A 24,920-nucleotide genomic window follows, 5' to 3' on the forward strand; every position below is an offset into this window, starting at 1 on the left:
ACGCTGTCGGGGACTGTTGGCACGCCATGGCACGCCCGTTCTGTGATCGACGGTCAGCAGACCCGTGTCTTGACGCGCGTCGCGAACAACCGGCGCAACGTGTCGATCTTCGGTGCCACCACGGCCATGCAGTAGGGCTGCATCGGATTGTGGTCGTAATAACTGACATGCCAGAGCTCGGCCGGCCAGAACGTGACGTCGCCTTCGACCCGGGTGACGATGGGCGCAGCAAAGCGCCGCGCGTCGGTCAGCTGCGCGATGACGTTCCGGGCGGTCGCCGCCTGCACGCCGTCGCGGCAGAAGATCACCGACCGGTACTGGGGGCCGACATCGTTGCCCTGCCGGTTTTCGGTGGTCGGATCGTGCAGCGCGAAGAACACCTCGAGCACTTCGGCAAAGCCGATGATCGACGTATCGAACGAAATGCGCAGCACCTCGGCGTGACCGGTCCGTCCGCCGCACACCTGTTCGTAGGTCGGATTCGGCACCGGACCTCCGGCATACCCCGGTTCGACCTCGATCACGCCTTCGACACGGTTGAACACCGCCTCCAGGCACCAGAAACAGCCGCCGCCCAGCAGGGCGGTTTCGGTCGGTACGGCATTCATCTGCGGATCCTCCAGAGCGTGCGCCGAATGGCAATTCGGGCGTCAGGCAACTGCCTGACAATGGATCGACCCACAGCGGGTACCGAGGTTCATCCGGGCGGAGCAGCGGTCGGTATCCGCATGTATCAGGAGGTCACACGCGGTTTGCGAGGCACTTGTCCGGCGCGCTGCAACATGCGTCTCACCGGCAAACCTTGTATCGTTCGGGGCAAATCACCCGCCCATAAACGTCGCCGGAATCCAAGTTGATGCTCTCCCAGGAAGCCTTGCAGGACTGGCGCGGCCTTGCGCTGCGCGTTGAAGAAGAGGTGCGTCGCGCCATCGTCGGCCAGGACGACACCCTGCGCCTGATCAATGTGGCGCTGTTCGCCCGCGGTCACGTATTGCTCGAAGGCGATGTCGGCGTCGGCAAGACCACCGTGCTGCGCGCCTTCGCCCGCGCCATCGGCGGCGACTTCGAGCGCGTCGAGGGCACGGTCGACCTGATGCCGAACGACCTCGTCTATCACACCTATGTAGACAACGAAGGCAAGCCGCGCATCGAGCCAGGCCCGCTGCTCCGGCACGGCGAGCGGCTGACGACTTTTTTCTTCAATGAAATCAACCGCGCCCGCCCGCAGGTTCAGTCGCTGCTGCTGCGCGCGATGGCCGAACGCACGCTGTCGGCGTTCAACCGCGAATACAGCTTTCCGCACATGACCGTGTTCGCCGACCGCAACCGCGTCGAGCGCGAAGAAACCTTCGAGCTCGCGTCGGCCGCGCGCGACCGCTTCATGTTCGAACTGCGCATGCTCACGCCATCGGACGACGATACGCGCCGCGCGCTGGTGTTCGACCCGCGCTTCCACGACACCGATGCGCTGATCGACACGGTGACGCCGGGTGTGGTCGACTGGATGCAGATGAACACCATCGGTGCGGCGATCCAGCGTTCGGTCAGCGCGACCGACGCGCTGCAGCGCTACGCGATGGACATCTGGGCCGCCACCAGCGACCCGGTGAAGTACGGCCTGCAGATCGACGGCGTCGACATGTCGCGCCTGATCCTGGCCGGCGCCAGCCCGCGCGGCATGGGCATGCTGATGCGTGCCGCGCGCGTCGTGGCCTGGATGGACGGCCGCGACTACCTGACGCCGGAAGACATGCGCGCCGTGCTGCCGTCTACATTGGTACACCGCGTGTTCTTCACGCCGGTCTACGAACTGCGCCGCGCCGAACTGGCCGATGCGCTGGTGTCGCAAATGCTGGAACGGGTTGCCACGCCCTGATCGGGCAGCGGGCAAGACCGGCACCATGAACGCTCCGAAAGACTTCCACTACCGCATGCCGCGACGCGTCGGCGGCCAGCGGCCGGGTGCGCACCGCAGCGTGACCGCGGGCAGCGGGCAGGAATTCATCGCCCACCAGTCGCTGTTCGACCGGCCGGACCCGCGCCGGCTCGACCTGCGCGCCAGCGTGCGCGACCCGGAACAGCGCTGGCTGGTGCGCGTGACGCGCCAGCGCGCCGGCATTCCGGTCTATCTGGTGGCCGACGTGTCGGCGTCGATGGCATTCGGCTCGGCCGCCACCAAGCTGGAGCGGCTGGCCGAGTTCGCCCGCTCGCTCGGTGATTCGAGTTTCCGCATGGGCGACGCGCTCGGCCTGCTGGCGTTCGACCGCACCGAACGCACTGACCTGATGCTGGCGCCGATGCGCTCGCGCGGTGCCGGCCTGATGATTGCCGAGGCGCTGCTGCGCAGCCGTGCCGACCAGCCGTCGAGCGCCGGGCTGGCCGAAGCCTGCATGCGCATCGCCGGACGGCAGGCACTGGTGTTCGTGGCATCCGACTTCCACGCGCCACTGCCGGAACTGGGCAAGGCGCTCGACCTGCTGTCGCACGCACACGTCGTGCCGCTGGTCATCTGGGACGAAGTGGAGCCGCAGGCGCCGGACGGCGACGGCCTGCTTGCGTTGCGTGACGTCGAAACCGGTCGCAGGCGCGGGCTGTGGCTGCGACCGGTCATCCGCCGGCGCTGGAAGGACGCCTTCGCGCAGCGCCGGGCCGATCTGCAGAAAATGTTCGCCGACCGCGGCATGCGCCCCTTCTACATGACGGGTGCGTTCGATGCGGACGCCCTGTCGCGCTATTTTTTCGAGGCTGTCTGACATGCAACCCACCTACTGGAGACTGCGCCTGCTCAGCCTTGGCGCAGCTTTGGCCCTGCTGACGCTCGGGCCCTGCCATGCGCAGGACGCCGCTGCGCCGGCTCAGGCAGCGGCTCGGGAGACTGTGCAGGACGCGCCGCCGGCAGCCCCCCGGGCCGCGGCACTGTCGATCGCACCCGATGTGCAGCCGCTGCGGCCGTTCGGCCATGTCATCGGCGACGTGATCACCCAGCGCATCGCGCTCGACCACGAAGGTCGCCAGCTGGACCCCGAAGCCTTGCCCGCGCTGGAACGGGTCGGCAACTGGTTCCAGCGGCGCGACGTGCGCATCGAGCGCGATGCCGCCGGCCGGCGCTGGCTGGTCATCGACTACCAGATCATCAATGTGCCGGACGAATTGCGGGCGCTCGACCTGCCGGCGCTCGACCTTGCGACGAAGACACCCGGTGTGCGTCTGGAAACCGGCGTGCTGCCAGTGACCGTCGCGCCACTGACGCCGACGGTTGTGCTGGCGCGTGCCGGTCTGGAAGAAATGCGACCCGATGCCGAGGCGCCGCGCATCGATACCGCGCCGCTGCAGCGGCGACTGCACTTCGCGCTGTACGCGGCCGCTGCACTGGCCGCCGCCTGGCTGGCGCTGTATGTGGTGCGCCAGATGCGCGCGCGCAACAGCCTGCCATTCACGCGTGCAGCGCGTGACATGCGCCACCTCGACCCGGGATCGACGGCGATCTGGCAACGCCTGCACCGCGCGCTCGACGAAACCGCCGGTCATGTGGTGCGCGGTCACAACCTGGCGTCCCTGCTGGCCTGCGCGCCGTGGCTTGCGCCGCTGCAGTCGGAGCTCGAACGCTTCTTCGAGACCTCGCAGAAGCGCTTCTTTGCCGACCACCCGGTCGATGGACAGGAACCGGCTGCGCTGTGCGCACGCGTGGCGAGGCTCGAACGGCAGGCGCTGGCATGAATGACGCGGTGAATGGTCTGCTTGGCAGCCTCTTTGGCAGCCTGTTCGGCGGACTCGAATTCGCATCGCCGCTGTGGCTGCTCGCGCTGCCGCTGGCCCTGCTGCCACTGTGGCCGAGGCGTCGCCACACCCTCGATTACGCCTGCATCGACTGGCTGCCACGCGACGGGCTGGGTGATGCGCTGCTGCGCGGCGGGCGCATTGCGGCGGCGCTCGCCATGCTGGCCGCCATCATCGGTGTGGCCGGCATCGGCCAGCCCGCCACCGAGCTGCAGCGCACCGGTCGCGGCGCCGAAATCGCCATCGTGCTCGACCGCAGCCGCAGCATGGACGAACCGCTGGTGCCCAAGGGTCGGCAGCCGGTCATCGACTCATCGCATGAATCCAAAGGCAAGGTGGCGCGCCGGCTGCTCAGCGATTTCGCGCAACGGCGACCGGAAGACCGCTATGCGCTGCTGCTGTTCAGCTCGACGCCGATGGCGGTGGTGTCGTTCACGCAGCACGGCGACGTGGTTCAGGCGGCCATCGAAGCCGGCGGCATCGGCCGCGGCCTGTCGGAAACCGACATCGGTCGCGCCCTGCTGGCAGGCGCCGAGCAGTTCGAGCGGCGCGCCTACTCGGGCAGCCGCATCCTGCTGCTCGTATCAGACGGCGCCGCCCAGGTCGATGCCGACATGCGCGAACGCATCGCCCGCGCGCTGAAAAAGAACCGGGTCGCGGTGTACTGGGTGTTCATCCGCTCGGCCCTCAGCCAGGGACTGGACGCCGATCCGGACGACGGCAACATGCCCGAGGCGGCGCTGCACGCCTTCCTGAAATCGACTGGCGTGCCCTATCAGGCATTCGAAGCCGAAGACCCCGAAGCGGTCAAGCAGGCGGTGGCCGAGGTCGACCGCCAGCAAAACCTGCCACTCGATTACGCCGAACGCATTCCGCGCCGCGATTTCTCGGCCTGGTTCTTCGCGCTGGCGCTGCTCGCAGGCGCCCTCGCGCTGGCCAGTCGCCTGCTGACGAAACCGGCCTGGACACAGGACCTTCCATCATGAAACTCCGCCAGGCGGGCTCTGCGCTCGTCATCCTGCTCGTGTCGAGCCTGCTCTTTTCGGCCTATGAAGCCTACCGGCTGTCGCAGGCGCGCGACTTCAACCGTCTGCTCACCACGGCCGTCGATGCCGCGGCCACGCAGGACACGCCGGAAGCGGAATTCGCCCGCGCCCTGTCGCTGGCCGCGCGCAACGACTACGAAGGTGCCGTGCGCGCCTACAAGACATTGTCGCGCACGACCGAGGGGGCGCTGCTGGAAGCCGTGCTGTACAACCTCGGCAACCTTCATTTGCGCGAGGCGCTGAAGTACGGCCCGGACGAAATCGGCCGTTCGCTGCCGCTGGCCGAACTGGCCAAGACCAGCTATCGCGAATTGCTGCAGCGCAACCCGCACCACTGGGACACGAAGTACAACCTCGAACGCACGTTGCGCCTCGCGCCCGAGCGCGAAGAGGTGCTGACCGAGGCGCCGCCGCTACCGCAGAACAGCGAGCGCGCCGTGACGACCATGAAGGCCTTCACACTGGGGCTGCCATGATGTTTTCGCCCGCGGTGCTGCTGGCTCGTGCGCGCAGCGCGCACGCGCTGCCGCTCAGTCTGGCTGCGCTGCTGTTTGCGGTCGCCGTCGTGCTGCCGCCTTTGCCGCTGCCCGGTCGCAGCTATCACCACATGGTGGTGCTGGACATCACGCAGAGCATGAATACGCGGGATTACGAACTTGACGGCAAGCCGGTCAACCGGCTCGACTACGCCAAGCACAGTCTCGGCCAGTCGTTGCGCACCCTGCCCTGCGGTTCGCGCATCGGCTGGGGTGTGTTTTCGGAATACCGTCTGCTGGCGCTGATGACACCGGTCGAGGTGTGCGGCAACTATCACGAGCTGCTGGCGACGCTGGCCAATATAGATGGCCAGATGTCGTGGGCCGGCGCCAGCGAGGTGTCGAAAGGCCTGTTCTCGTCGATCCGCGCGCTGCGCGACATGGAACAGCCGCCGTCGCTGGTGTTCGTGACCGATGGCCATGAAGCGCCGCCGCTGAATCCGAAGATGCGCCCGTCCTTCGACGGTGAGCCCGGGCTGGTGAAGGGCTTGATCGTCGGTACCGGTGGCGCCACGCTGAGCCCGATTCCGAAGCTGGACCTCGATGGCCGGCCACTCGGCTACTGGAAGGCCGACGAGGTCGTGCAGAGCAATACGGCTTCGCGCGGGCGCGGCGGCAACGCGGCGCAGGAGACCATGGTCGACGAATCCGGTCTTGCGATCGAAAGCACGCGCGCCAGTGGCACCGAGCACCTTTCGAATCTGAAGGGCGCCCACCTGCGCGATCTGGCCACCCAGACCGGCATGCGCTACGAGGCGCTCGCTTCGCCCGACGAACTGGCCGGCGCGCTGGTCGATCCGGCGTTCGCGCGTCAGCAATCGGTGCCCACGGAACTGGGCTGGGTGCCGGCACTGCTCGGATTGCTGTGCCTCGCCTGGGCCTACCGACCCGACTTCCGTCAGCCACGCCCCGCGGCTTGACGCAACGATTCGCTGCGCCGTCGGGCGGCGATGCATCGTGCAACAGTCCATCCCACGGGTCGGGCTGAACGCGAATTTCTGCCCCCGCCCGGACCGACCCGGGAAAACATGATCTCTTTGCCAGGGAAGGCTTCCCGATCGACGGGAGAAGGTTCACCCACCCCGGGGAGAATCTCCTGCCGTTGCAGTTTGCCATGCTATAAAACCCATAACCCGATTGAAGCGAGCCACTTATGACCTCTCGGGCCGGCGGTTGCGTTGCGCCCTGCGGAACGCCCGGTTAATAAATAGCAACAAGGAGAAGCCAATGTCCAGCAACTACAAGCAGGTGCCGCTGTGGGTGGCCGCACTCGCGATTCCGGGCACCGCCCTGGCCAACGCCGATGTCGCCAGGCTGATCAAGGATCCGAAGAACTGGGCCATGCAGGCCGGCAACTTCGAAAACCAGCGCTACAGCACGCTGAATCAGATCAACAAGAAGAATGTGAAGGACCTGAAGGTTGCCTGGACCTTCTCGACCGGCGTATTGCGCGGTCACGAGGGCGGTCCGCTGGTCATCGGCGGCATGCTGTTCGTGCACTCGCCCTTCCCCAACAAGGTGTTCGCGATTGATCTGGAAACCCAGAAGATTGTCTGGAAGCACGAACCGAAGCAGGATCCGTCGGTGATTCCGGTGATGTGCTGCGACACGGTCAATCGCGGCCTGGCCTACGCCGAAGGCAAGGTATTCCTGCAGCAGGCCGACACCACCCTCGTTGCGCTCGACGCCAAGACCGGCAAGGTATTGTGGTCGGTCAAGAACGGCAATCCGAAGATCGGCGAAACCAATACCCAGGCGCCGCACGTATTCAAGGACAAGGTGATCACCGGCATTTCCGGCGGTGAATTCGGTGTCCGTGGCTTCGTCGCTGCCTACGACATCAATACCGGCAAGCAGGTGTGGAAGGGCTACAGCACCGGCCCCGACGCCGAAATGCTGATGGACCCGGAAAAGACGATGACCTTCACCAACGGCAAGATGGCGCCGGTGGGCAAGGACTCGTCATTGAAGAGCTGGCAGGGCGACCAGTGGAAGATCGGTGGCGGTTCGACATGGGGCTGGTACTCCTATGACCAGGCCGAAAACCTGATGTACTACGGTTCGGGTAACCCCTCGACGTGGAACCCTTCGCAGCGCCCGGGTGACAACAAGTGGTCGATGACCATTTGGGCACGCGATGTCGATACCGGCTGGGTGCGCTGGGCCTACCAGATGACACCGCACGACGAGTGGGACTTCGATGGCGTCAATGAAATGATCCTTGCCGACATCGACGTGAAGGGCAAGAAGCGCAAGGCGCTGGTGCACTTCGACCGCAACGGCTTCGGCTACACGCTGGACCGCGTGACCGGCGAACTGCTCGTGGCCGAGAAATTCGACCCGAAGGTCAATTGGGCCACGCACGTCGACATGAAGACCGGCCGCCCGCAGGTCGTGGCCAAGTATTCGACGCGGCTGAACGGCGAAGATGTGAACAGCAAGGGCATCTGCCCGGCCGCTCTGGGTTCGAAGGACCAGCAGCCCGCTTCGTTCAACCCGAAGAATGGCCTTTTCTACGTGCCGAAGAACCAAGTCTGCATGGACTACGAGACGATCCGAGTTGAATAAACTGCCGGTCAGCCGTACGTCGGCGCCACCCTGTCGATGTACCCGGCCCCGGGCAGCCACGGCGGCATGGGCAATTTCATCACCTGGGACGCAGGCAAGGGCAAGATCGTCCAGTCCAAGCCGGAGAAGTTCTCGGTCTGGTCGGGTTCGCTGGTCACCGCCGGTGGCATCGCCTGCTACGGCACGCTCGAGGGTTACCTCAAGTGCGTCGATGCCGACGATATCAACAAGGAACTGTACAAGTTCAAGACCCCGTCGGGCATCATCGGCAACGTGACGACCTGGGAATTCAAGGGCAAGCAGTACATCGGTATCCTGTCGGGTATCGGCGGCTGGGCCGGCATCGGCCTCGCAGCCGGTCTCGAAAAACCGACCGATGGTCTGGGCGCCGTGGGTGGTTACGCCGAACTCTCGAGCTACACCGAGCTGGGCGGCACGATGACTGTCTTCGCACTGCCGTAATCGTGCGTTGAGCGGAAGGCGCAGGTTGCGCTTTCCGCAAGGTCCCCGGACTGGCACCGTGCGGAAACGCCGGTGCCAGTCTTTTTTTGTCCGCAGATTGCCCGTGACAGGTGTCGGGGGCACCCGGCAAACCAGGGGAGAATGATGAGAACGCAGTTCTTGCAGGCAGTCGTGCTGATGCTGATGACCTCGGCCCAGATGGCGACGGCACAGACAACGCCGTATCAGGTGCAGGGCGGCAACAAGGTGGATGACGCAACGCTGGCCGGCTGGCGTGCGTGGCGCAACGCGGCATGCGAACGCTGCCACGGCCCGAACCAGGAAGGCATGGTGGGGCCATCGCTGATCGTCAGCCTCAGGACGCTCGGCCGCGACGACTTCAAGGCGGTCGTCACCAAAGGTCGCGTCGACCGCGGCATGCCCAACTTCGATGGATCGAGACAGGTCATGGACAATCTCGACGGTCTTTATGCTTACCTGAAAGGCCGTTCCGATGGAGCGATCCGGCCCGGTCGCATCGAAAAGATGGACTGAGCGAAAACAAAACCACGCGCGTACTGTCTCAACAGCTCGCGCGTGAGGCGCACGGAACAAATAATTCAAGCAGAACCCGGGCTTCATTGCCCAGCAAGGGTTCATTCATCCGGAGGAGACCTGAAACAATGAAACATTCCCTGATCGCTGCTGCCTTCCTGCTGGGCACCGGACTGGCCGCACCGGCGCTGCAGGCGCAGGAAACCGGCGACGACAAGGTACTGCGCGTCTGCGCAGACCCGAACAACCTTCCGCTGTCGAACGACAAGGGCGAAGGTTTCGAGAACAAGATCGCCGAGTTGCTGGCCAAGGACATGGGCTACGCGCTCGAGTACACCTACTTCCCGCACCGCATGGGCTTCATCCGGATGACCCTGAAGGCCAAGCACGAAAAGCTGCCCGGCCGCTACAAGTGTGACCTCATCATCGGTGTGCCGGTCGGCTTCGACATGGGCGCAACGATCAAGCCCTATTTCCGCTCGACCTACGCCATGGTGTTCAAGAAGGGCACGGGTCTGGACGATGTGAAGGTACCGGACGACCTGCTCAAGCTGTCTCCGGAGAAGCTCAAGTCGCTGAAGTTCGGCGTGTTTTCCCAGACGCCGCCGGTCGACTGGCTGCTGCGCAACAAACTGTTCGACCAGGCGATTTCCTATCAGCGCCAGTCCGGCGACCCCGGTGCCTATCCGGGTGAAATCGTCGAAAAGGATCTGGTCGCCGGCAAGGTGGATGTCGCCATGGCCTGGGGCCCGATCGCCGGCTATTTCAGCCGCAACGCCAAAACCGACGACCTGGTCACCATCGGATTCCCGCCGGAAAACACGATCAAGTTCGATTACGCGATCACGATGGCCGTGCGCTATGGAGAGAAGGACTGGAAGAACAAGATCGAGGAAACCGTTCAGCGCAATCTGCCCGGGATCCAGGCCATCCTGACCTCGTATGGCGTTCCGCTGATCGATGAGGCGCAGGCCAGCCAGACGGCTGCCGATCGCTGATCGTTGCGACCGTCATGCCGGACCACCTCCAGCCTGCCACTGCCTGCCTGCTGACGCTTGCGCTGTGGCCGTTTCCAGCCGCAGCGCTGGATCAGCAGGACATTGCAGCGCTTATCAAGCTGCGACCGAGCGTTCTGAAGGTCGAAGCGTCGGACGACAAGGGCAACGTATCGGTCGGCACCGGCGTGGCGGTCGGTCCGGGCATCATCGCAACGGCCTGCCACGTGACTGCGCGCGCCACGACCATACGCGTGGTCAGCAACGGCGAACGCATGCAGGTCAGCTCGCAGCGTGCGCAGGTCGGGCGCGACCTGTGCCTGCTCGACGTACCCGGCGCCGCGCAGGTGCCGGTGGTCGAGTTGCGCAGCTCGCCGCTCAAACCGGGTGAGGAACTGGTCGCGCTGGGTTACATCCTCGGTGCGGCGCCACGGGTGAGCAACGGCATGGTTCTGCAGTTGCATCCGCACGACGGCGCAAACGTCATCCAGAGCACCACGCCCTTCACGTCGGGGGCCAGCGGCGGCGGACTGTTCGATCGCGAGCATCGGCTGGTCGGCGTGATGACCTTCAGGTTCCGCAGCGGCACCGACAACCAGTTTTCGATGCCGGTCCAGTGGATACGCGAGGGCTTGGCACTGCCTGGCGGCATGGATGTTGCCCCCCTGAGTGGCCTGGCCTTCTGGAATGAAAGCGATAGCGCCCTGCCCGCCTTCCTGCAGACGCTGCGCCTGCAGACCGAAGCACGCTGGGGCGAACTGGAGTCGCGCGCACGCGGCTGGATCGCCGGCAATTCGGGCGACGCATCAGCCTGGCATGCGCTCGGTCGAGCGCAGGTCAAGCAGGGGCGGCCGGTGGATGGCATCGCCGCACTGGAGCGCGCCAACGCGCTCGACGCCGACAACCCGGTGTTCCTGACCGATCTCGCCACTGCCCAGCTCGGCCAGCGCGACGAAGCCGGCTATGCCCGGACGCGGGCGCGGCTGGCCGGGCTGTCACCGGGCGCACTGAGCCTGCTCGACCAGAGGCTGCAAAGCTGCGCCGTCAACGCCGAGGCCGCATGCTGAATACAACCGAGCCGGACACGAAGAGGTCCGCACTTTCATCACGAGGAGTCATCATGATCAAGCACATCAAGCTGTCTGCGCTGTTGCTGGCGCTGGCCATTGCAGCCGGCAACACGCACGCCGAGCCGAGCGACGAAATCACCGAAGCCGAAAAGCAGCTTTTCCTGAACGACCAGCTTTCGTCGCTGAAGGCGCCCACCACGCTGAGCTACACCTTCAAGCGCAGCGGCAGTCTGGAAAAGCCGTTCGAGGACAAGGTGGAAGTGCGCATCAGTGAAGAGGCCGGCGCGCGCAAGGTCAATACGGCCTGTCTCAGCGGCACCAACAAGAAGGAAATGCCCGAGGTCGATGGCGGCCTGAGCAATCCGGCGCTGATGTGCTTCCTCGAACGTGACATCGCCGAAATGGAGCGCCTGACCGGCGGCAAGGCAGCCTACTTCCGCAAGCGCATCCGGCTCGCGCTGTCGGAAGGCCCGACCGCCAAACCGGTCAAGGTGAGCTTCGGCGGCAAGACAGTCGATGCCCGGGAGTACCGCATCACCCCCTACAGCAACGATCCGAACAAGCAGAAGTTTCCGAAGTATGTCGGCAAGACCTACATCTTCGTGCTGTCCGATGCCGTGCCAGGTGGCATCTACCGGGTCGACAGCCAGATCCCCGATCTGAGCAAGCCGGACGGCAAGGCGGTGCTCATCGAGGACGACATGATGTTGGCCGGCAGCGGCGTCAAGGGCTGATCCCCACCCCGCTCCGCTGACCGGGCGACCGGTTCAGCGGGCCGCCTCGATCTGTCGCATGAAGTCTTCGGCCGGCAACGGCCGGGAAAACAGATAGCCCTGCATCAGGCCGCATTTGCGCTGCGCCAGGAACTGCCGCTGCGCCTCGGTTTCTACGCCCTCGGCGACGACTCGCAGACCGAGTGCGTGCGCCATGGCGAGAATGGCATCGACGATGGACGCATCGCTCTCGTCGTCCGGCAGGTCACGCACAAAGCTGCGGTCGATCTTCAGCAAATCGATCGGAAACTGCTTCAGCGTCGACAGCGACGAGTAGCCGGTGCCGAAATCGTCGATCGACAGCGTCAGGCCGAGCGCCTTGAGCGCTGCCAGCTTGGCCAGTGCGGCCTGCGGCTCGTGCATCACCGCACTTTCGGTCAATTCCACATGCAGGAAGTGGCTCGACAGCCGGTTCGATTCCAGCGCCTCGACAATCTGCGGCAGCAGCGAGTCGGAACGGAAATTGATTGCAGACAGGTTGACCGCCACCGGCACCACCGGCCGCCCCTGATCGCGCCACTGCGCAATCTGCCGGCAGGCTTCCCGCACCACCCATTCACCCAGCGGCACGATGAGACCGGTTTCTTCGGCCACCGGAATGAATTCGACCGGAGACACCGCGCCACGTTGCGGGTGATTCCAGCGCAGCAGCGCTTCGGCCGACACGATGCGCCCGGTCACGGCGTCGACCTGCGGCTGGTAATGCAGTGCGAACTGCCCCCCCTCGAGTGCGTGCGCCATGTCCTGCTCCAGCGAAAGACGTTCGATCGCCCGCTGCTGCATGGTTTCGGTGAAGAATTCGAAGGTATTGCGGCCGCGCTGCTTGGCGGCATACATCGCCATGTCCGCGTGGCGGAGCAGGGTTTCGGCGTCGTCGCCATTTTCCGGGAACAGTGCAATACCGACCGACGCCGTCACCACCAGTTCGACGTGATCCATCTGGATCGGCTGCCCAAGTTCCTGGCAGATGCGGGCCGCCACGCGAGCAGCATCTTCGGTGTGCGCCAGGTCGGTCAGCAGCACGGTGAATTCGTCGCCGCCCAGCCGCGCGACGACCTCATCCGGCTGTAGCCCTTCACGCCCGACGAAGTCGGCCGAACGCACCGATCCGAGCAGGCGGCTCGCCACCTCGCGCAGGATCTGATCCCCCAGCGTGTGGCCAAAGCTGTCGTTGATGCGCTTGAGGCGGTCGAGATCGAGGTAAAGCAGTGCGCAGCGCTTGCCCAGCCGGCGCGAGCGGGCCAATGTGTGGTCGAGCATTTCGCGGAACATCTGGCGATTGGCAAGACCGGTCAGGCTGTCGTGGTAGGCGAGAAAGCGGATGCGCTGCTCGGCCAGCTCACGCTCGGTCACGTCCTGGGTCACGCCTTCAATGCGTACCACGCGGCCGAATTCATCACGTACTGGCAGCGCCTGTTCGAACAGCGTCACCAGTGAGCCGTCGGCACGCTGCACACGGAAACTCATTTGATACGGTACGCCCTCGCGGGCGCGTTCCATCGCGGCATGCAGATGCTGTCGATCCGGGCTGAGCACGCGCGACAACAGACCGAACGGAACCTGCTGGGCGGCCACGCGCGTATCGCCCCACAGGTCGAGACAGATCGCACTGCGCTCACAGCGGTCTTCCCCGACATGCCAGATCCAGCCGCCGAGCCGTGCCACGCGCTGCGCCACGGCGAGCCGGCGTTCCGACACTTCGAGTTCCATCACGGTGCTGGCCGCCCGCAGGGCGTAGCGCACGCGATAGACCAGCAGCGTCCAGTTGAGCGGTTTGGTGACGAAATCGGTCGCGCCGAGCGAGTAGGCACTGTCGATCGATACCGTGTCGTCCATGCCGGTCAGCATGATGACAGGCAGGCGCCGGCCATGCGCGCGTTCGCGGATGCGCCGGCACACCTCGAAGCCATCCATGCCGCTCATGTTGACGTCGAGCAGCACCAGAGAAAAGCCGTGGCTGTCGAACAGTTCGAGCGCCTGTTCGCCACTGCCCGCTTCCATCACTTCGAAGCCGGCGCTGATCAGGGCTTCGGTCGCCATCAGGCGGACCATCACGTCATCATCGACCAGAAGAATCATGTGCGAGGGCCCGGGTCGCCACAGGAGGGGTCGTCCAGCGCGCCGAAGGCGGCCAGCGTCTGCTGCACCGCCTGCTCAAGCCGCAACCGCAGTTGTCCGTCGAAGGCGACGCGCCCGTCACGCGCGGCATTTTCGATACCGCTGGCGAGACTGCATATATATATAGCACCGAGCGCGCCGCTCGAACTTTTCAGCCGGTGCGCCGCCAGACGCAGTGCATGGGCGTCCCCCGCCGCCGCGGCATCGCGCAGGGCGTCGATGATCGCCGCCGCTTCATTGCGCCAGGTCGCCAGTACACGCGTGCGCAGACCGGCGCGGTTCTCGCGCATGCCGGGTACGCTGAACAGGATGCGCAGGTCGAGCATGGCAGCGACGTCGGGCACTTCCGCGTGAGGGTCCTGCCGAGGGGGAATCCGCACAGTCATCAGACAGTCTTTCGAAAGCACGCAACCTGGAACGCAGCTTGATTCTGCGTGGTTTGACCTGCAACTGCAGGAAGGAGACTTCGCTTTCCACCTTTGGTTTTCGGCGGTCCGGGATGCAACTTGAGCCTGTGTCGCCGGGCGCCGGGCTAGAATCGATCTCGCCCCGTCATTCAACTGGCTGACTGCAACGCTTCCGGATACCCATGAACACGAACCCGCTGCTCGATTTTTCCGCCCTGCCCCGTTTCGACCTCATCCAGCCGGAGCATGTCGAGCCGGCCATCACCGACCTGCTGACCCGCTATCAGGCGCTGATCGACGAATTGATCGCGCGCCCCGAAGCCCCGACCTGGGACGGGTTCGCGGCGCCGATCACCGACATGGGCGAACAGGTGAACCGTGCCTGGGGCGTGGTCGGCCACCTGCACGGCGTGAATGACGTGCCGGCCTGGCGCGAGGCGTACAACGCTTCGCTGCCCGAAATCACCCGCTTCTACAGCTCGCTCGGCCAGAATCTCGCGCTGTTCGCCAAGTACCGCGCGCTGCACGATTCGCCCGAGTACGCCACGCTGTCGCCAGCGCGCCGCCGCATTCTCGACAACGAAGTGCGCGACTTCCGCCTGTCGGGTGCCGAATTGCCCGAAGAACTCAAGCCGCGGTTCAAGGAAATCCAGGAAGAGCTGGCGTCGCTGTCGGCGAAGTTCTCGGAAAATCTGCTCGACGCCACCAATGCCTTCGCCGAATACGTGACCGACGATGCGCTGCTGGCCGGTCTGCCAGACGACAGCATCGAAGCGGCGCGCGAGGCGGCGCAGCGCGACGACCGCGACGGCTGGAAATTCACGCTGCACATGCCGTCCTACCTGCCGGTGATGCAGTACGCCGACAACCGCGACCTGCGCGCGCGCATGTACCGCGCCAACGCAACCCGTGCATCCGAGTTCGGCGATGCTGCGCGCGACAACACAGCACTGATCGACCGCATCCTGTCGCTGCGCGCCGAAGAGTCGAAAATGCTCGGCTTCAACAGCTTCGCCGAACTGTCGATGGTGCCCAAGATGGCCGACACGCCGGCCCAGGTGACAGCCTTCCTGCGCGACCTCGGTGCCCGCGCCAAGCCGCACGGGCAGCGCGATCTCGACGAGCTACGCGCATTCGCCCGCAACGAATTCGGCCTCGACGAACTGCAACCCTGGGACATGACCTGGGTGTCGGAAAAGCTGCGTGGCCACCGCTACAACTTCTCGGAACACGAGGTGAAGCAGTACTTCCCCGAGCACAAGGTGCTCGCAGGCCTGTTCCGCGTCATTGAAGGGCTGTACGGCGTCACCATCAAGCCCGACACGGCGCCGGTCTGGCACCCGGACGTGCGCTTCTTCCGCATCGAGCGCGCTGCTGCCACCGGCAGCGAGCTGGTGGGCCAGTTCTACCTCGACCTGTACGCGCGCGACACCAAGCGCGGCGGCGCCTGGATGGACGAAGCCATCACGCGGCGGCGCGTCGCCTCGGGCGTGCAGACGCCGGTGGCCTATCTGAACTGCAACTTCCCGTCACCCGTGGGCGGCAAACCCGCCACCTTCACGCACGATGATGTGATCACGCTGTTCCACGAATCGGGTCATGGCCTGCACCACGTGCTGACGCGGGTCGACGATCTCGCGGTGTCCGGCATCCACGGCGTCGAATGGGACGCGGTCGAACTGCCGAGCCAGTTCATGGAGAACTTCTGCTGGGAGTGGGACGTGCTCTCCGGCATGACCGCGCACGTCGACACCGGCGAGCCCCTGCCGCGTGCGCTGTTCGACAAGATGATCGCCGCGAAGAATTTCCAGAGCGGCCTGCAGACGCTGCGCCAGGTCGAGTTTTCGCTGTTCGATCTGCGCCTGCACCATGAATTCGTGCCCGGCGGCGAACAGACCATGCTGCAGCTGCTCGACGAGGTGCGCGACGAGATCGCCGTCGTGCGCCCGCCGGCCTGGAACCGCTTTCCGCACAGCTTCAGCCACATCTTTGCCGGCGGTTACGCCGCGGGTTACTACAGCTACAAGTGGGCCGAGGTGCTGTCCGCCGACGCCTTCGAGGCGTTCGAAGAGGCGCGCGAGCACACCGGTAGCGTGCTCGACACCGAGACGGGTCGCCGCTTCTGGGACGAAATCCTCGCCGTGGGTGGCTCGCGCCCGGCGCTCGAATCGTTCAAGGCCTTCCGCGGCCGCGAACCGCGCCCCGACGCACTGCTGCGCCACAGCGGCATGGTGGCGGCCTGATTGTCGCCGCGACAGCCGATCCAACAGGGAGCTTATCGATGACGAATCTGCGCCTGCTGCTTTGTGTGTCGATCGCCGGCACATTGCTCGCCAGCCCGGTCTGGGCACAGACCTACAAATGGAAGGACGCCCAGGGCAACACGCACTACACCGGCACCCCGCCGCCACCCGACGCCCGCTCGGTCACCGAAAAGAAGCTGCAGCCCAGCGTGGTCGAACAGGGCGCGAGCTATGCCGAACGTGAGGCGACGCGCACGGCGCCGGTCACGCTGTGGCTCGGCAACGAGTGCGACGCTCTGTGCGAATCGGCGCTCGCCTTCCTGAAGAACCGCGGCATCGCCTACACCGAACAGCGCATCATCACCGACGAGCAGAAGGACGCCTTCGTGAAGCGCTTCAAGCTGCAGGAAGCGCGCGTGCCGGCCATCAACGCCGGCAAAGACCACCTGATCGGCTTCAGCGCCAGCGCCTGGACGTCGCTGCTGAACCGCGCCGGCTACCCGGCCAAGGGCACGGCCAGAGTCGCACCCAAGGCAGCGGCCGCGGGCGCCGCCCCGACCGCGGGTGAGGCCGCACCAGCCGACCAGGGCAACTGGCAGCCCGCCACCGAATGACGGAGACCGGTTTGAAGATCGCCTGCTGGAACGTCAATTCGCTGAAAGTCCGCCTGCCCCACCTCACCGACTGGCTCGCCGCCGGGCAGCCCGACGTGGTGTGTCTGCAGGAAACCAAGACCGAAGACGCCACCTACCCGCGCGCCGAGCTGGAGGCGGTCGGCTACCACAGCGCGATCAGCGGCCAGAAGACCTACAACGGTGTGGCCATCCTCACGAAGCAGCCGGCCGAAGACGTGGAGGCGGGCATCCCCGGCTTCGACGACGAACAGCGGCGCGTCATCGCGGCCACCGTCGGCGGTGTGCGCATCGTGTGCGCCTACTTCCCGAACGGCCAGGCCGTGGGTTCCGAGAAGTTCGAATACAAGATGCGCTGGCTCGATGCGCTCACCGCCTGGCTGCGCGACGAACTGACCCGCCACCCGCAGCTCGCCCTGCTCGGCGACTACAACATCGCACCCGAGCCGCGCGACGCCCACCCGGACTGGAAGGACGAAATACACGTGTCGCCGCAGGAGCGCGCCGCCTTCGCAGGCCTGCAGGCACTCGGCCTCACCGACGCCTTCCGCCTGTTCGATCAGCCGGAAAAGAGCTGGTCCTGGTGGGACTACCGCGCCGGCGCCTTCCGCCGCAATTTCGGCCTGCGCATCGACCACATCCTGCTGTCGGCACCGCTGGCCGCCCGCTGCACCGCCTGCGTCGTCGACAAGGGCCCGCGCAAGCTGGAGCGCCCGTCCGACCACGCGCCGGTCATCGCCACACTGTCGTGAGCACGCCCGCCTCCAGCACATCCGTTGACGCATTGACCGCGCTCTATCCGCTGCTGTCGGGCCTGTCGGCCACAGCACGCGAGCGCATCGAAGCCGAAGGCCGGCTGCTCGACGTGCCGGCCGGCACCCGCCTGTTCGACGAACACCAGCCGTGCACCGGCTTTCCGTTCGTGCTGTCAGGTCAGGTCAAGGTGGCCAAGGCCTCGGCCAGCGGGCGAGAGCTGCCGCTGTACCGCGTGCATGCGGGCGAGACCTGCGTCATTTCCAGCGCCTGCCTGCTCGGCCACAACGACTACAACGCCTATGGCGTCGCCGAAACCCCACTCAAGCTGCTGGTGCTGCCGGCCGCCCTGTTCGAACAGTTGCTGGCCGAACCCGACTTCCGCCGCTTCGTGTTCGGCCTGTTTTCCGAACGCGTCGCCGACCTGATGCAACTGGTCGAAGCCATCGCCTTCCACCGCCTCGACCAGCGCCTCGCCAGCCTGCTGCTCGGCCACGGCAAGACGCTGCACACCACCCACCAGCAACTGGCCGACGAACTCGGCAGCGTGCGCGAAATCGTTACCCGCCTGCTGAAGAGTTTTGCTGATCAGGGGCTGGTGACGCTGGGGCGGAATCAGATCGACATCCTTGACGCTGCAGGGCTGCGGGGGATTGCGGCGGAGAAGAAGTGAATGAGGGACTTGCGCTCTCCGTCAAGGCTGGGGTCGGCAAGACAAAGCAACAGCATTCTTCGAAGCGATCAGAGCCCGTACCCGGAGCAACGAATAGGGAATTGACTTTTCATTCCGTGAGTAAAAAATAACCACCTGTTCAACGTAGTTATTTAAAACTTTCGCATCTAAAAAAACCTCAGGGTGAGCAAGCGAAAACTCGTCAGGGTCAACATAAGCCCGATAGCTCTTCCCTTTGGGCCACTCGTCATACCCACCAACATCTTTGATGACGTTGGAATCACGTCGTTCAATAGTCCATCCTGGACACCCTTCAACAGCGCCAACTGCATGCCCCTCAGTTAGCAGATTCGCAAGATCATCGAAGCGACCTTCCATTGCTAAAACGCTAACAGCAAGTTTAGCGGCAAAGAAATGATCACCCTGCGGATCGAACTCTCCGAAGGCCTCTTGATAGCAGTCCCCCACTCTGTTTCTCATTTTATTGGATGAACATTTCCAACATAAGGATTTCCGTACATATCGAAGTTAATATAGACGCGGAAATTAACTCCACCATCTGAAATATCAGAGATGGTCACTTTGTTGTTCTGCAAGTAATTCTCAAATCCTTTTTTCCCGGCGCTCATTGAAAGATCGAGTATTTTTTGATCAGTTGACCTGCCCCTTCTTTTCGGACCACTTGAAACTCGTGAGAATGGCTTCCAAGAGTAGATGGTCAATATCCCTTCGCGAAGCCGACGAGGCGCCAGCGGCGGAGGTGTCGAAGAATCACGGTGTCAGCGAGCAGACGATCTACACGTGGAGTAAGCGCTTCGACGCAATGAACGCCGTTGATATCTGGCATCTGCACTAGCTACTGGCTGCCAAGATTGTGGCGGCTGAATGCGCGAAACTGCGAAGACTGCACAGTTGCAGGCGAACTCAAGCGCGCGGATGGCGCATTCGACGGGGATTCGTGGTGTCGCTACTCCGAATGATGGTCAATTCTATAATCAAATCACCGGATGTACTCTCTCTCCCTTGAGGCGTACCCAGACATTCCCGAATCATCAATTTCTTGAAAGGATGCCCATCGAGCTGAACCGCCGGAAATAGAGACATCAGATTCGGGCAAAAGGTATCTAGGCGCCTCTGTAACGATGGGAGGTTGTTCTAGCTCATCAGGGGTCAACCAAACCGAACTACATTCCTCGCACATCACTACAACAGTTTTCGCATCACTGCACAGAAGAAAGCCGAGCAAGCCGTCTCGGCAAACACCGCAGTTTTTTTGAAGATAAAACATAAATACTCCTAAGGAATTACAGGAAAAGCGCTCACGACACTTTTTTTGTTCTCAATTACTAGCCGAAGATGTGACGCTTCTGGCAGTCCATTTGCATTACCCCACCTACCTCCAACGTAACCTGCTCTCCTGCCCATCGGAACCACATAGACGTCCCTCTCCGGAACGGGGCCTCTGGCTGCAATCGTAGTACGTACAACTCCTGGATCTCCGCTCTGAATCTTTAACCACGCCTCGTCAGTAAGTGATAACGCCTCCTTTCGAGAATCAAAAACCCCATGCTTGCCAGGGCGACCGGGAATGTCCTCCGCATGATTTAAGACGTGTTGAATCCGATTTCCGAAATTCGGGCTTGGATCTGGACCATAGCGTAGTCCTGCAGGCGATTCCCAAGTTTTGACTCCGCGAATTTCCTCAAACTTGAGAGGAAATATACTGCCTTCGCTCTTACCTGCATCCGAGCTAAATGATGTTTTGTTCGCTGGTACCGTCGTCCCATCCGCCCACCGCAGCAGCTTCTGCCCCCCAACCTCGATCACCCGCGCGACGAACTGCCCGGCCTTCGTCATCAGCGCCGCGCCGACGACCAGATCCTCCGGCCCGGGCAGCAGCAGGGAAGCGCCTGCGGCCGACAGCACGACGACGTTGTCGATGTTCCGGGCGGTGATGGCGCCGACGTACTGGCTGCCGCCTTGCGGGGCGAAGGCGTAGGCTTCTGGGTCGGGTGCGAAGTCCTGGCGCACGATTTCGTCCGACAGCGGGCGCGCCATCAGGCGGTCAAACAGCGTCAGGTTGTGGGCAATCGCGTCTGCGTCCTGCTGCGCGCCGAGCCACGGGTTCTCGGGGTCGATGCCACCCGGACGCTGCGCCCCCATGCGAAGTGGCATGGCCTCGGTCATCAGGCGGTAGTAGTCGGTACATAAGCCGGTCGTTTCGCAGGCTTCACGCGCGTCCATCAGCGCGCGCTTGTTCGCCTGCGACTTCTGACTGAAGTCGGCATCGACCGCGTTCAGGCACGCCGCGTCTCCGCCACACGCGTTCTTCGCATCTGCGTAGCGATCCTGTTCCTGATGCTTCAGGTAGTTGAACAGGGTGACGTTCTGCGCCGTCCATGCAGCCGTCACCGGATCACCGCCGGCCAGTCCGGATGCCGTGCCGCCGACCAGCATCGAAAACGCGGTCAGCGCAATCTCCCGGTCAGGACCGCTCAGATCGAGGGCATCATCGAGCGGCGCTTCCACAAGGGTGGCTGTGATCGCGCCGAGGGCGCCGGAGTAGGGATCGTCGCCGCGGGCGGCGGCGGTCAGTGCGCCGAGCACACCATGCGCCAGCGTGTGGCCGAGACTGCCTTGCGGGCCGAAGTTGCCATCACCGATCTGGTTGGCACCCAGCGCGGACGCTTCGTTGATGACGGCATTGAACAGCGCGTGTTCGAAGCCGGCGCCGGTCAGTTCGCCGACGGCGCCAGTGGTCAGTGCGCGGATGGACCAGCGACCAATGGCTGACTCGATGTGCGCGTTTGCCCAGGAGCCCGTACCCGCCGTGAGGGCGCCCGCCAGCCCGCTGGTCAGGGCCGCGTCGACATCGATGCGGCCGGTCGCAACGAACTGCCCGATCGCGCTCGACAGCGTCTGCGTAATGGCCGCGGTCCCGGCAACGTTGGCAAGACCGGGCGCCGCATAGGCGGTGGCCGCCGACCACGCCGGACCGAAGTTGGTAGCCAGGCTGCCGATGAGATTCGACATCTGCGGGCCGATCAGCATGCTGGCGGTGAAGCTGGCCATGACGCCCACCAGATCGCCGAAGCTGCCACTTTTCCGGAAGCGGTAGCGCAGGTTGTCGCGCGCTTCTTCGTAGCGGTAGGCGTCACCCAGTTCCGCAGCAATCTGCGCCTTGAAGGCGCGACTCAGCGCGTCCGTGTGCGCTGCGTCTCCGCCCAGCACGCGGAACTCGCCAGATACCGAGCGCACCGATGAAACCTGCAGATTCCACACGGCAGCCTGCATGAAGCCGCCGGGCTGCACGGTATCGCCCTCGATGGTCAGCGTACCGCCACTGACCTTGCGTTTCTCGTAGAAGTAGGCGGACCGCTTGCGGTTGAGCAATGTGTCGGCCGTGAGGGTCAGCCCACCATCGGACAGGACGAAGCCGGTGTTGTCGACACGCTCGCCCGTGAGCTCGATGGCGACGCCGGCATCGAGCGCGCCGCCGGGCACGACGGCCAGTTGCGCCTGCCAGTCGGACGGCAGATACACGATGGGGTGCAGTTGGCCGCCGCGAGCGGTGTACCAGAGCACGGGTGCACCCAGCAGCGATTGCTGAGCCGCCGTCAGCTCGGCACCCATCGCAATGCCGTGTTCAATGGCAAACGCGGCGCCGTTGGCCGCCAGGATGGCGTGCTCCTGCTGTTGTGGCGACTGCCCGGTGAGCGCGTCCCATGACAGGCCGGGCAGTATCCAGCCGCGGCGGGTGGTCGCGAGGAAGGCGTTGCGCAAGGCCGCCGCCTCTTCTGCCGGCGTGAGTGCAAAGGGCAGCGTACTCGCCAGCCCGGGCGGAAGCAGGCGCATCAGCGCCGCACCGCTGTAGCGGTCCGCGGTCATGAACGGCAGCAGCGAGCTGCCGTGAGCACCGAAGCCGGCGACGTCGATCTGCGCAGGCGGGACGGTCGGTCCGGCAGTGCGATGGTAGTAGTCTGCGACGACGTCGAAGCCGTTGCGGATGTCTGCGGCCCGGACAACGATGCTCGCGGCGTGGATGTTGCCGGTATTGACGAAGGACGAGAGCGGGGGTGGCGTGTCGGTCAGACTGAGCACACCGGTCGACAGCATCCGGGCAAGCGCATCGGTAAGCGTGCCCGACGCACCTGGCGACATCGCAGGCGCCGGGCCATCGGGAGCCGGCGGAGTGGGGGTCGTTGAAGGCGGGTTGACCGGACCGCCATCCGACTCGAAGCGGCTGCCCGCCTGGATAATCCCGGGCAGCACGCCCAGTTCGAGCGCGCCGCTATCGGTACGCCGCCAGTCGATATCGGCGACGCAGTCGCTGGTGCACGGCGTGCCGACGGACTGCGCGTCGACATCGATCAGGTAATAGGTCGTCGACCAGACGGCGCCATAGCGGCGATCTTCATTCACGACATCCGGCGCGTCGATGCGGATGTCGCGGCCGGCGAGGATGGACGCACCGCGATTGTGAAAGAAGGTCGTCGCAGCGACCAGGTCCCGCCCGACCAGCATCAGCGCGCGTGACGACGGCACTTCGGTGGTTGTCGTGCACACGCCGTCGTACTCCGTGCGACAGCCTGGATAGTAGGGATAGTCGAAAGACGCCTGCCGGCTGCCGACTGCGGTTTCATTGCTGACGCCACGTGCGCCGATGAGCAGATCGCGGCCCGCATCGATGACCGACGGGTTGACGAAGTGGGCGTTCAACGCGATCACGAGGTCGTTTCCAGCGGTCAGCCGGTCGCGATTCACGTAGGGCTGCTGCGCCGCGCCGTCAACTGGGGTGCCGGCGTCGGACAGCCAGGGACGATCGATCAGGTGCAGGTCGCGCGATGCGGTGAAATGCTGGCGGCGCGCACCGCCCAGCCATTGCGCGCCGTCGGCGGGGGTGTATATGAACAGGTCGCGTCCTGCAGTCACATCGCCGGCGACGTCGCTGTCTTCGGGCGCGAGGACGTCGGGGTCGCCGCGCCGTGCCTGCGACAGGAAGACATCGCGTCCGGCCGACAGATGCCCGCTGTTGTCGGTCAGATTCAGATAGAGGTCGCCGCCCGCATGGACAACGCCCGAATTCGCCAGCGTGACTTCTCCGACATGCGTGGCACGTTCGGCATGGCTGCCAGGCAGACCTTCATCACCTGTTCGCACCAGTACACTTCCGGACGCCGCATCGATCGATGCGCCGGCATGGATGACGCCGGTATTGAGCCCCGAGCCCGGCCCTGCAAAGGTCAGTGACACGCCTGCGTCGATCAGGCCGTCATTGTTGAAGGCGCTCCAGTGGTCGGAGTTGTCGCCGACGAATCCCAGGCCGATGTCGCGGCCGGACGTGATGCGCCCGGTGTCGGCGAGCGTGATGCCGGTTGCGAGCAGCGTGACGTCGCGCCCGGCCACGAGCGCGCCCTGCAGCATCGATTCGAATGCACCGATGTTGTACAGCGCGATGTCGCGCCCGGCGGTGACGTCGCCGCTCAGTTCGACGTGCCCGCGCGTGGCGATCACCACATCGTCCAGTGCGATCAGCGGCGCGGTGCTGCGCACGCCCAGCTCGCCACCGACCGCGATCAGCTGGATGCTCGCGGCGCTGACGGTCTGGCCGATGTCGATGGAAAATGACTCGAAATCTTCCGGAAGCGGCGCATCGGCATTGCCGAGGGCCAGCGTGTCGGCATCGACCCGGGTGCGCCCGGCGATCACTTCGAGCGTCGAGCCGGTCGCGATCGGGCCGGTACTGCGCAGGGCGTGGGCGATCAGGTCAAGCCGGGTCGCCAGTGCCGACAGTCCGCCGGCACCGATGTCGATCCGCCCGCCAGTCACGTCGAAGCTCAGGGCTTCGTTCAGTCGCTCGATGCGGCCGGTGCTGAGCTGGACGTGAGGCGTGTTGATGAAGCCGCATCCATCACACGTGATGCCGTTCGGGTTGGCGATGACCAGCCGTGCCGCCTGCCCGGCGATTTCCATGCTGCCCAGCAGCTGGCTGGGCTGGCTGCCGCTGACTTCGTTCAGGATGACGCGTGCGGCCGATCCGTTCAGCGCAGCGTTCGCCGGCAGCGGCCCGGCCAGCACACTGCTCGCCGGGCTGGTCGAATTGTTGAAGACGAGGCCGTGTCGCGACACATCGAAGGTCGTCCAGCGATTGTGCGAAATGCCCGCCGCGTCGGGCGCGGTGATGCCGACCACCGGTACATCGCCCACCCGGCTCACGACAGCCTGCTGACTCGCCGGGGCCGCCAGGTCGACGACGGCATCGGCACGGACGTGCGATGCATGGGCGAGCATCACCGAGAGCACGACGGCCGCACCGCACCCCCTCAGCGGTCT

At 64.7% G+C, this 24,920-nt stretch carries 20 protein-coding genes and 1 pseudogene; 16 read left to right on the forward strand and 5 right to left on the reverse strand.

Going from position 1 to position 24,920, the window contains the following annotated elements:
• Positions 1-53 precede the first annotated feature (53 nt).
• The gene (gene msrA / locus NMQ14_RS10335; RefSeq protein WP_257095793.1) at positions 54-608 is read right to left on the reverse strand and encodes a peptide-methionine (S)-S-oxide reductase MsrA; all 555 of its coding nucleotides are present in this window, start codon (positions 606-608) and stop codon (positions 54-56) included.
• 248 nt (positions 609-856) lie between these two features.
• Here msrA and NMQ14_RS10340 point away from each other — a divergent pair, with 248 nt between their 5' ends.
• The 11 genes and pseudogenes from NMQ14_RS10340 (at position 857) to NMQ14_RS10390 (ending at position 11,722) form a co-directional block, all read left to right on the forward strand.
• Positions 857-1,876, forward strand: coding sequence for a MoxR family ATPase (locus NMQ14_RS10340; RefSeq protein WP_257082418.1), 1,020 nt, complete (start codon positions 857-859; stop codon positions 1,874-1,876).
• Positions 1,877-1,901: 25 nt separating this feature from the next.
• The gene (locus NMQ14_RS10345) at positions 1,902-2,753 is read left to right on the forward strand and encodes a DUF58 domain-containing protein (protein ID WP_257095795.1); all 852 of its coding nucleotides are present in this window, start codon (positions 1,902-1,904) and stop codon (positions 2,751-2,753) included.
• Between the two features lies 1 nt (position 2,754).
• Positions 2,755-3,717 carry a nonribosomal peptide synthetase MxaA gene (locus tag NMQ14_RS10350; protein ID WP_257095797.1) on the forward strand — a complete coding sequence of 321 codons (963 nt, stop codon included), beginning with the start codon at positions 2,755-2,757 and terminating at the stop codon, positions 3,715-3,717.
• Positions 3,714-4,763: a VWA domain-containing protein gene (locus tag NMQ14_RS10355; RefSeq protein ID WP_257095799.1), complete on the forward strand. Its 1,050-nt coding sequence runs from the start codon at positions 3,714-3,716 to the stop codon at positions 4,761-4,763. Before NMQ14_RS10350 ends, NMQ14_RS10355 begins: the two co-directional genes overlap by 4 nt.
• Positions 4,760-5,299, forward strand: a complete 540-nt coding sequence (locus tag NMQ14_RS10360) for an MxaK protein (RefSeq protein WP_257095801.1) — start codon at positions 4,760-4,762, stop codon at positions 5,297-5,299. The genes NMQ14_RS10355 and NMQ14_RS10360 overlap by 4 nt, the downstream gene beginning before the upstream one ends.
• Entirely contained in the window at positions 5,296-6,279 is a 984-nt protein-coding gene (locus tag NMQ14_RS10365) for a VWA domain-containing protein (protein ID WP_257095804.1), read from the forward strand. The genes NMQ14_RS10360 and NMQ14_RS10365 overlap by 4 nt, the downstream gene beginning before the upstream one ends.
• 307 nt (positions 6,280-6,586) lie before the next feature.
• Positions 6,587-8,389 (forward strand): annotated as a pseudogene (locus tag NMQ14_RS10370) (methanol/ethanol family PQQ-dependent dehydrogenase).
• Between the two features lie 144 nt (positions 8,390-8,533).
• A complete protein-coding gene (locus NMQ14_RS10375; protein ID WP_257095806.1) occupies positions 8,534-8,923 on the forward strand; it encodes a cytochrome c in 390 nt (129 codons plus the stop codon).
• Between the two features lie 128 nt (positions 8,924-9,051).
• Positions 9,052-9,921: a quinoprotein dehydrogenase-associated putative ABC transporter substrate-binding protein gene (locus NMQ14_RS10380; RefSeq protein ID WP_257095808.1), complete on the forward strand. Its 870-nt coding sequence runs from the start codon at positions 9,052-9,054 to the stop codon at positions 9,919-9,921.
• A 14-nt stretch (positions 9,922-9,935) separates the two neighbouring features.
• The gene (locus NMQ14_RS10385) at positions 9,936-10,985 is read left to right on the forward strand and encodes a trypsin-like peptidase domain-containing protein (protein ID WP_257095810.1); all 1,050 of its coding nucleotides are present in this window, start codon (positions 9,936-9,938) and stop codon (positions 10,983-10,985) included.
• Positions 10,986-11,038: 53 nt separating this feature from the next.
• A complete protein-coding gene (locus NMQ14_RS10390) occupies positions 11,039-11,722 on the forward strand; it encodes a hypothetical protein (RefSeq protein ID WP_257095812.1) in 684 nt (227 codons plus the stop codon).
• Positions 11,723-11,755: 33 nt separating this feature from the next.
• Here the strand turns inward: NMQ14_RS10390 and NMQ14_RS10395 are convergent, their stop codons facing one another.
• Entirely contained in the window at positions 11,756-13,840 is a 2,085-nt protein-coding gene (locus NMQ14_RS10395) for a bifunctional diguanylate cyclase/phosphodiesterase (protein WP_257095814.1), read from the reverse strand.
• Positions 13,837-14,223 (reverse strand): Hpt domain-containing protein, encoded by a 387-nt coding sequence (locus tag NMQ14_RS10400; RefSeq protein WP_257095816.1) that lies wholly within the window; start codon positions 14,221-14,223, stop codon positions 13,837-13,839. The genes NMQ14_RS10395 and NMQ14_RS10400 overlap by 4 nt, the downstream gene beginning before the upstream one ends.
• 245 nt (positions 14,224-14,468) lie before the next feature.
• On the opposite strand from NMQ14_RS10400, the gene NMQ14_RS10405 reads away from it, so the two are divergent.
• The 4 genes from NMQ14_RS10405 to NMQ14_RS10420 are packed head-to-tail and all read left to right on the forward strand — an operon-like array spanning position 14,469 to position 18,587.
• Positions 14,469-16,529, forward strand: a complete 2,061-nt coding sequence (locus tag NMQ14_RS10405) for a M3 family metallopeptidase (RefSeq protein WP_257095818.1) — start codon at positions 14,469-14,471, stop codon at positions 16,527-16,529.
• Positions 16,530-16,567: 38 nt separating this feature from the next.
• Complete coding sequence (locus NMQ14_RS10410) at positions 16,568-17,143, forward strand: glutaredoxin family protein (protein ID WP_257095820.1); 576 nt, start codon at positions 16,568-16,570, stop codon at positions 17,141-17,143.
• A gap of 11 nt (positions 17,144-17,154) precedes the next feature.
• Positions 17,155-17,913, forward strand: a complete 759-nt coding sequence (gene xth / locus NMQ14_RS10415; protein WP_257095822.1) for an exodeoxyribonuclease III — start codon at positions 17,155-17,157, stop codon at positions 17,911-17,913.
• Positions 17,910-18,587: a Crp/Fnr family transcriptional regulator gene (locus NMQ14_RS10420; RefSeq protein ID WP_257095826.1), complete on the forward strand. Its 678-nt coding sequence runs from the start codon at positions 17,910-17,912 to the stop codon at positions 18,585-18,587. The genes xth and NMQ14_RS10420 overlap by 4 nt, the downstream gene beginning before the upstream one ends.
• A gap of 21 nt (positions 18,588-18,608) precedes the next feature.
• On the opposite strand, the gene NMQ14_RS10425 is transcribed toward NMQ14_RS10420, so the two are convergent.
• Positions 18,609-19,055 carry a hypothetical protein gene (locus tag NMQ14_RS10425; protein ID WP_257095828.1) on the reverse strand — a complete coding sequence of 149 codons (447 nt, stop codon included), beginning with the start codon at positions 19,053-19,055 and terminating at the stop codon, positions 18,609-18,611.
• Positions 19,056-19,284: 229 nt separating this feature from the next.
• Here NMQ14_RS10425 and NMQ14_RS10430 point away from each other — a divergent pair, with 229 nt between their 5' ends.
• The gene (locus tag NMQ14_RS10430; RefSeq protein WP_373457189.1) at positions 19,285-19,443 is read left to right on the forward strand and encodes a helix-turn-helix domain-containing protein; all 159 of its coding nucleotides are present in this window, start codon (positions 19,285-19,287) and stop codon (positions 19,441-19,443) included.
• Between the two features lie 440 nt (positions 19,444-19,883).
• Here NMQ14_RS10430 and NMQ14_RS10435 read toward each other — a convergent pair whose 3' ends face one another.
• On the reverse strand, positions 19,884-24,890 hold the full coding sequence (locus tag NMQ14_RS10435) for a filamentous hemagglutinin N-terminal domain-containing protein (protein ID WP_257095829.1): 5,007 nt from the start codon (positions 24,888-24,890) through the stop codon (positions 19,884-19,886).
• Positions 24,891-24,920 lie beyond the last annotated feature (30 nt).

This window comes from Methyloversatilis sp. XJ19-13, from assembly GCF_024580155.1.
Classification (GTDB): Bacteria; Pseudomonadota; Gammaproteobacteria; order Burkholderiales; family Rhodocyclaceae; genus Methyloversatilis.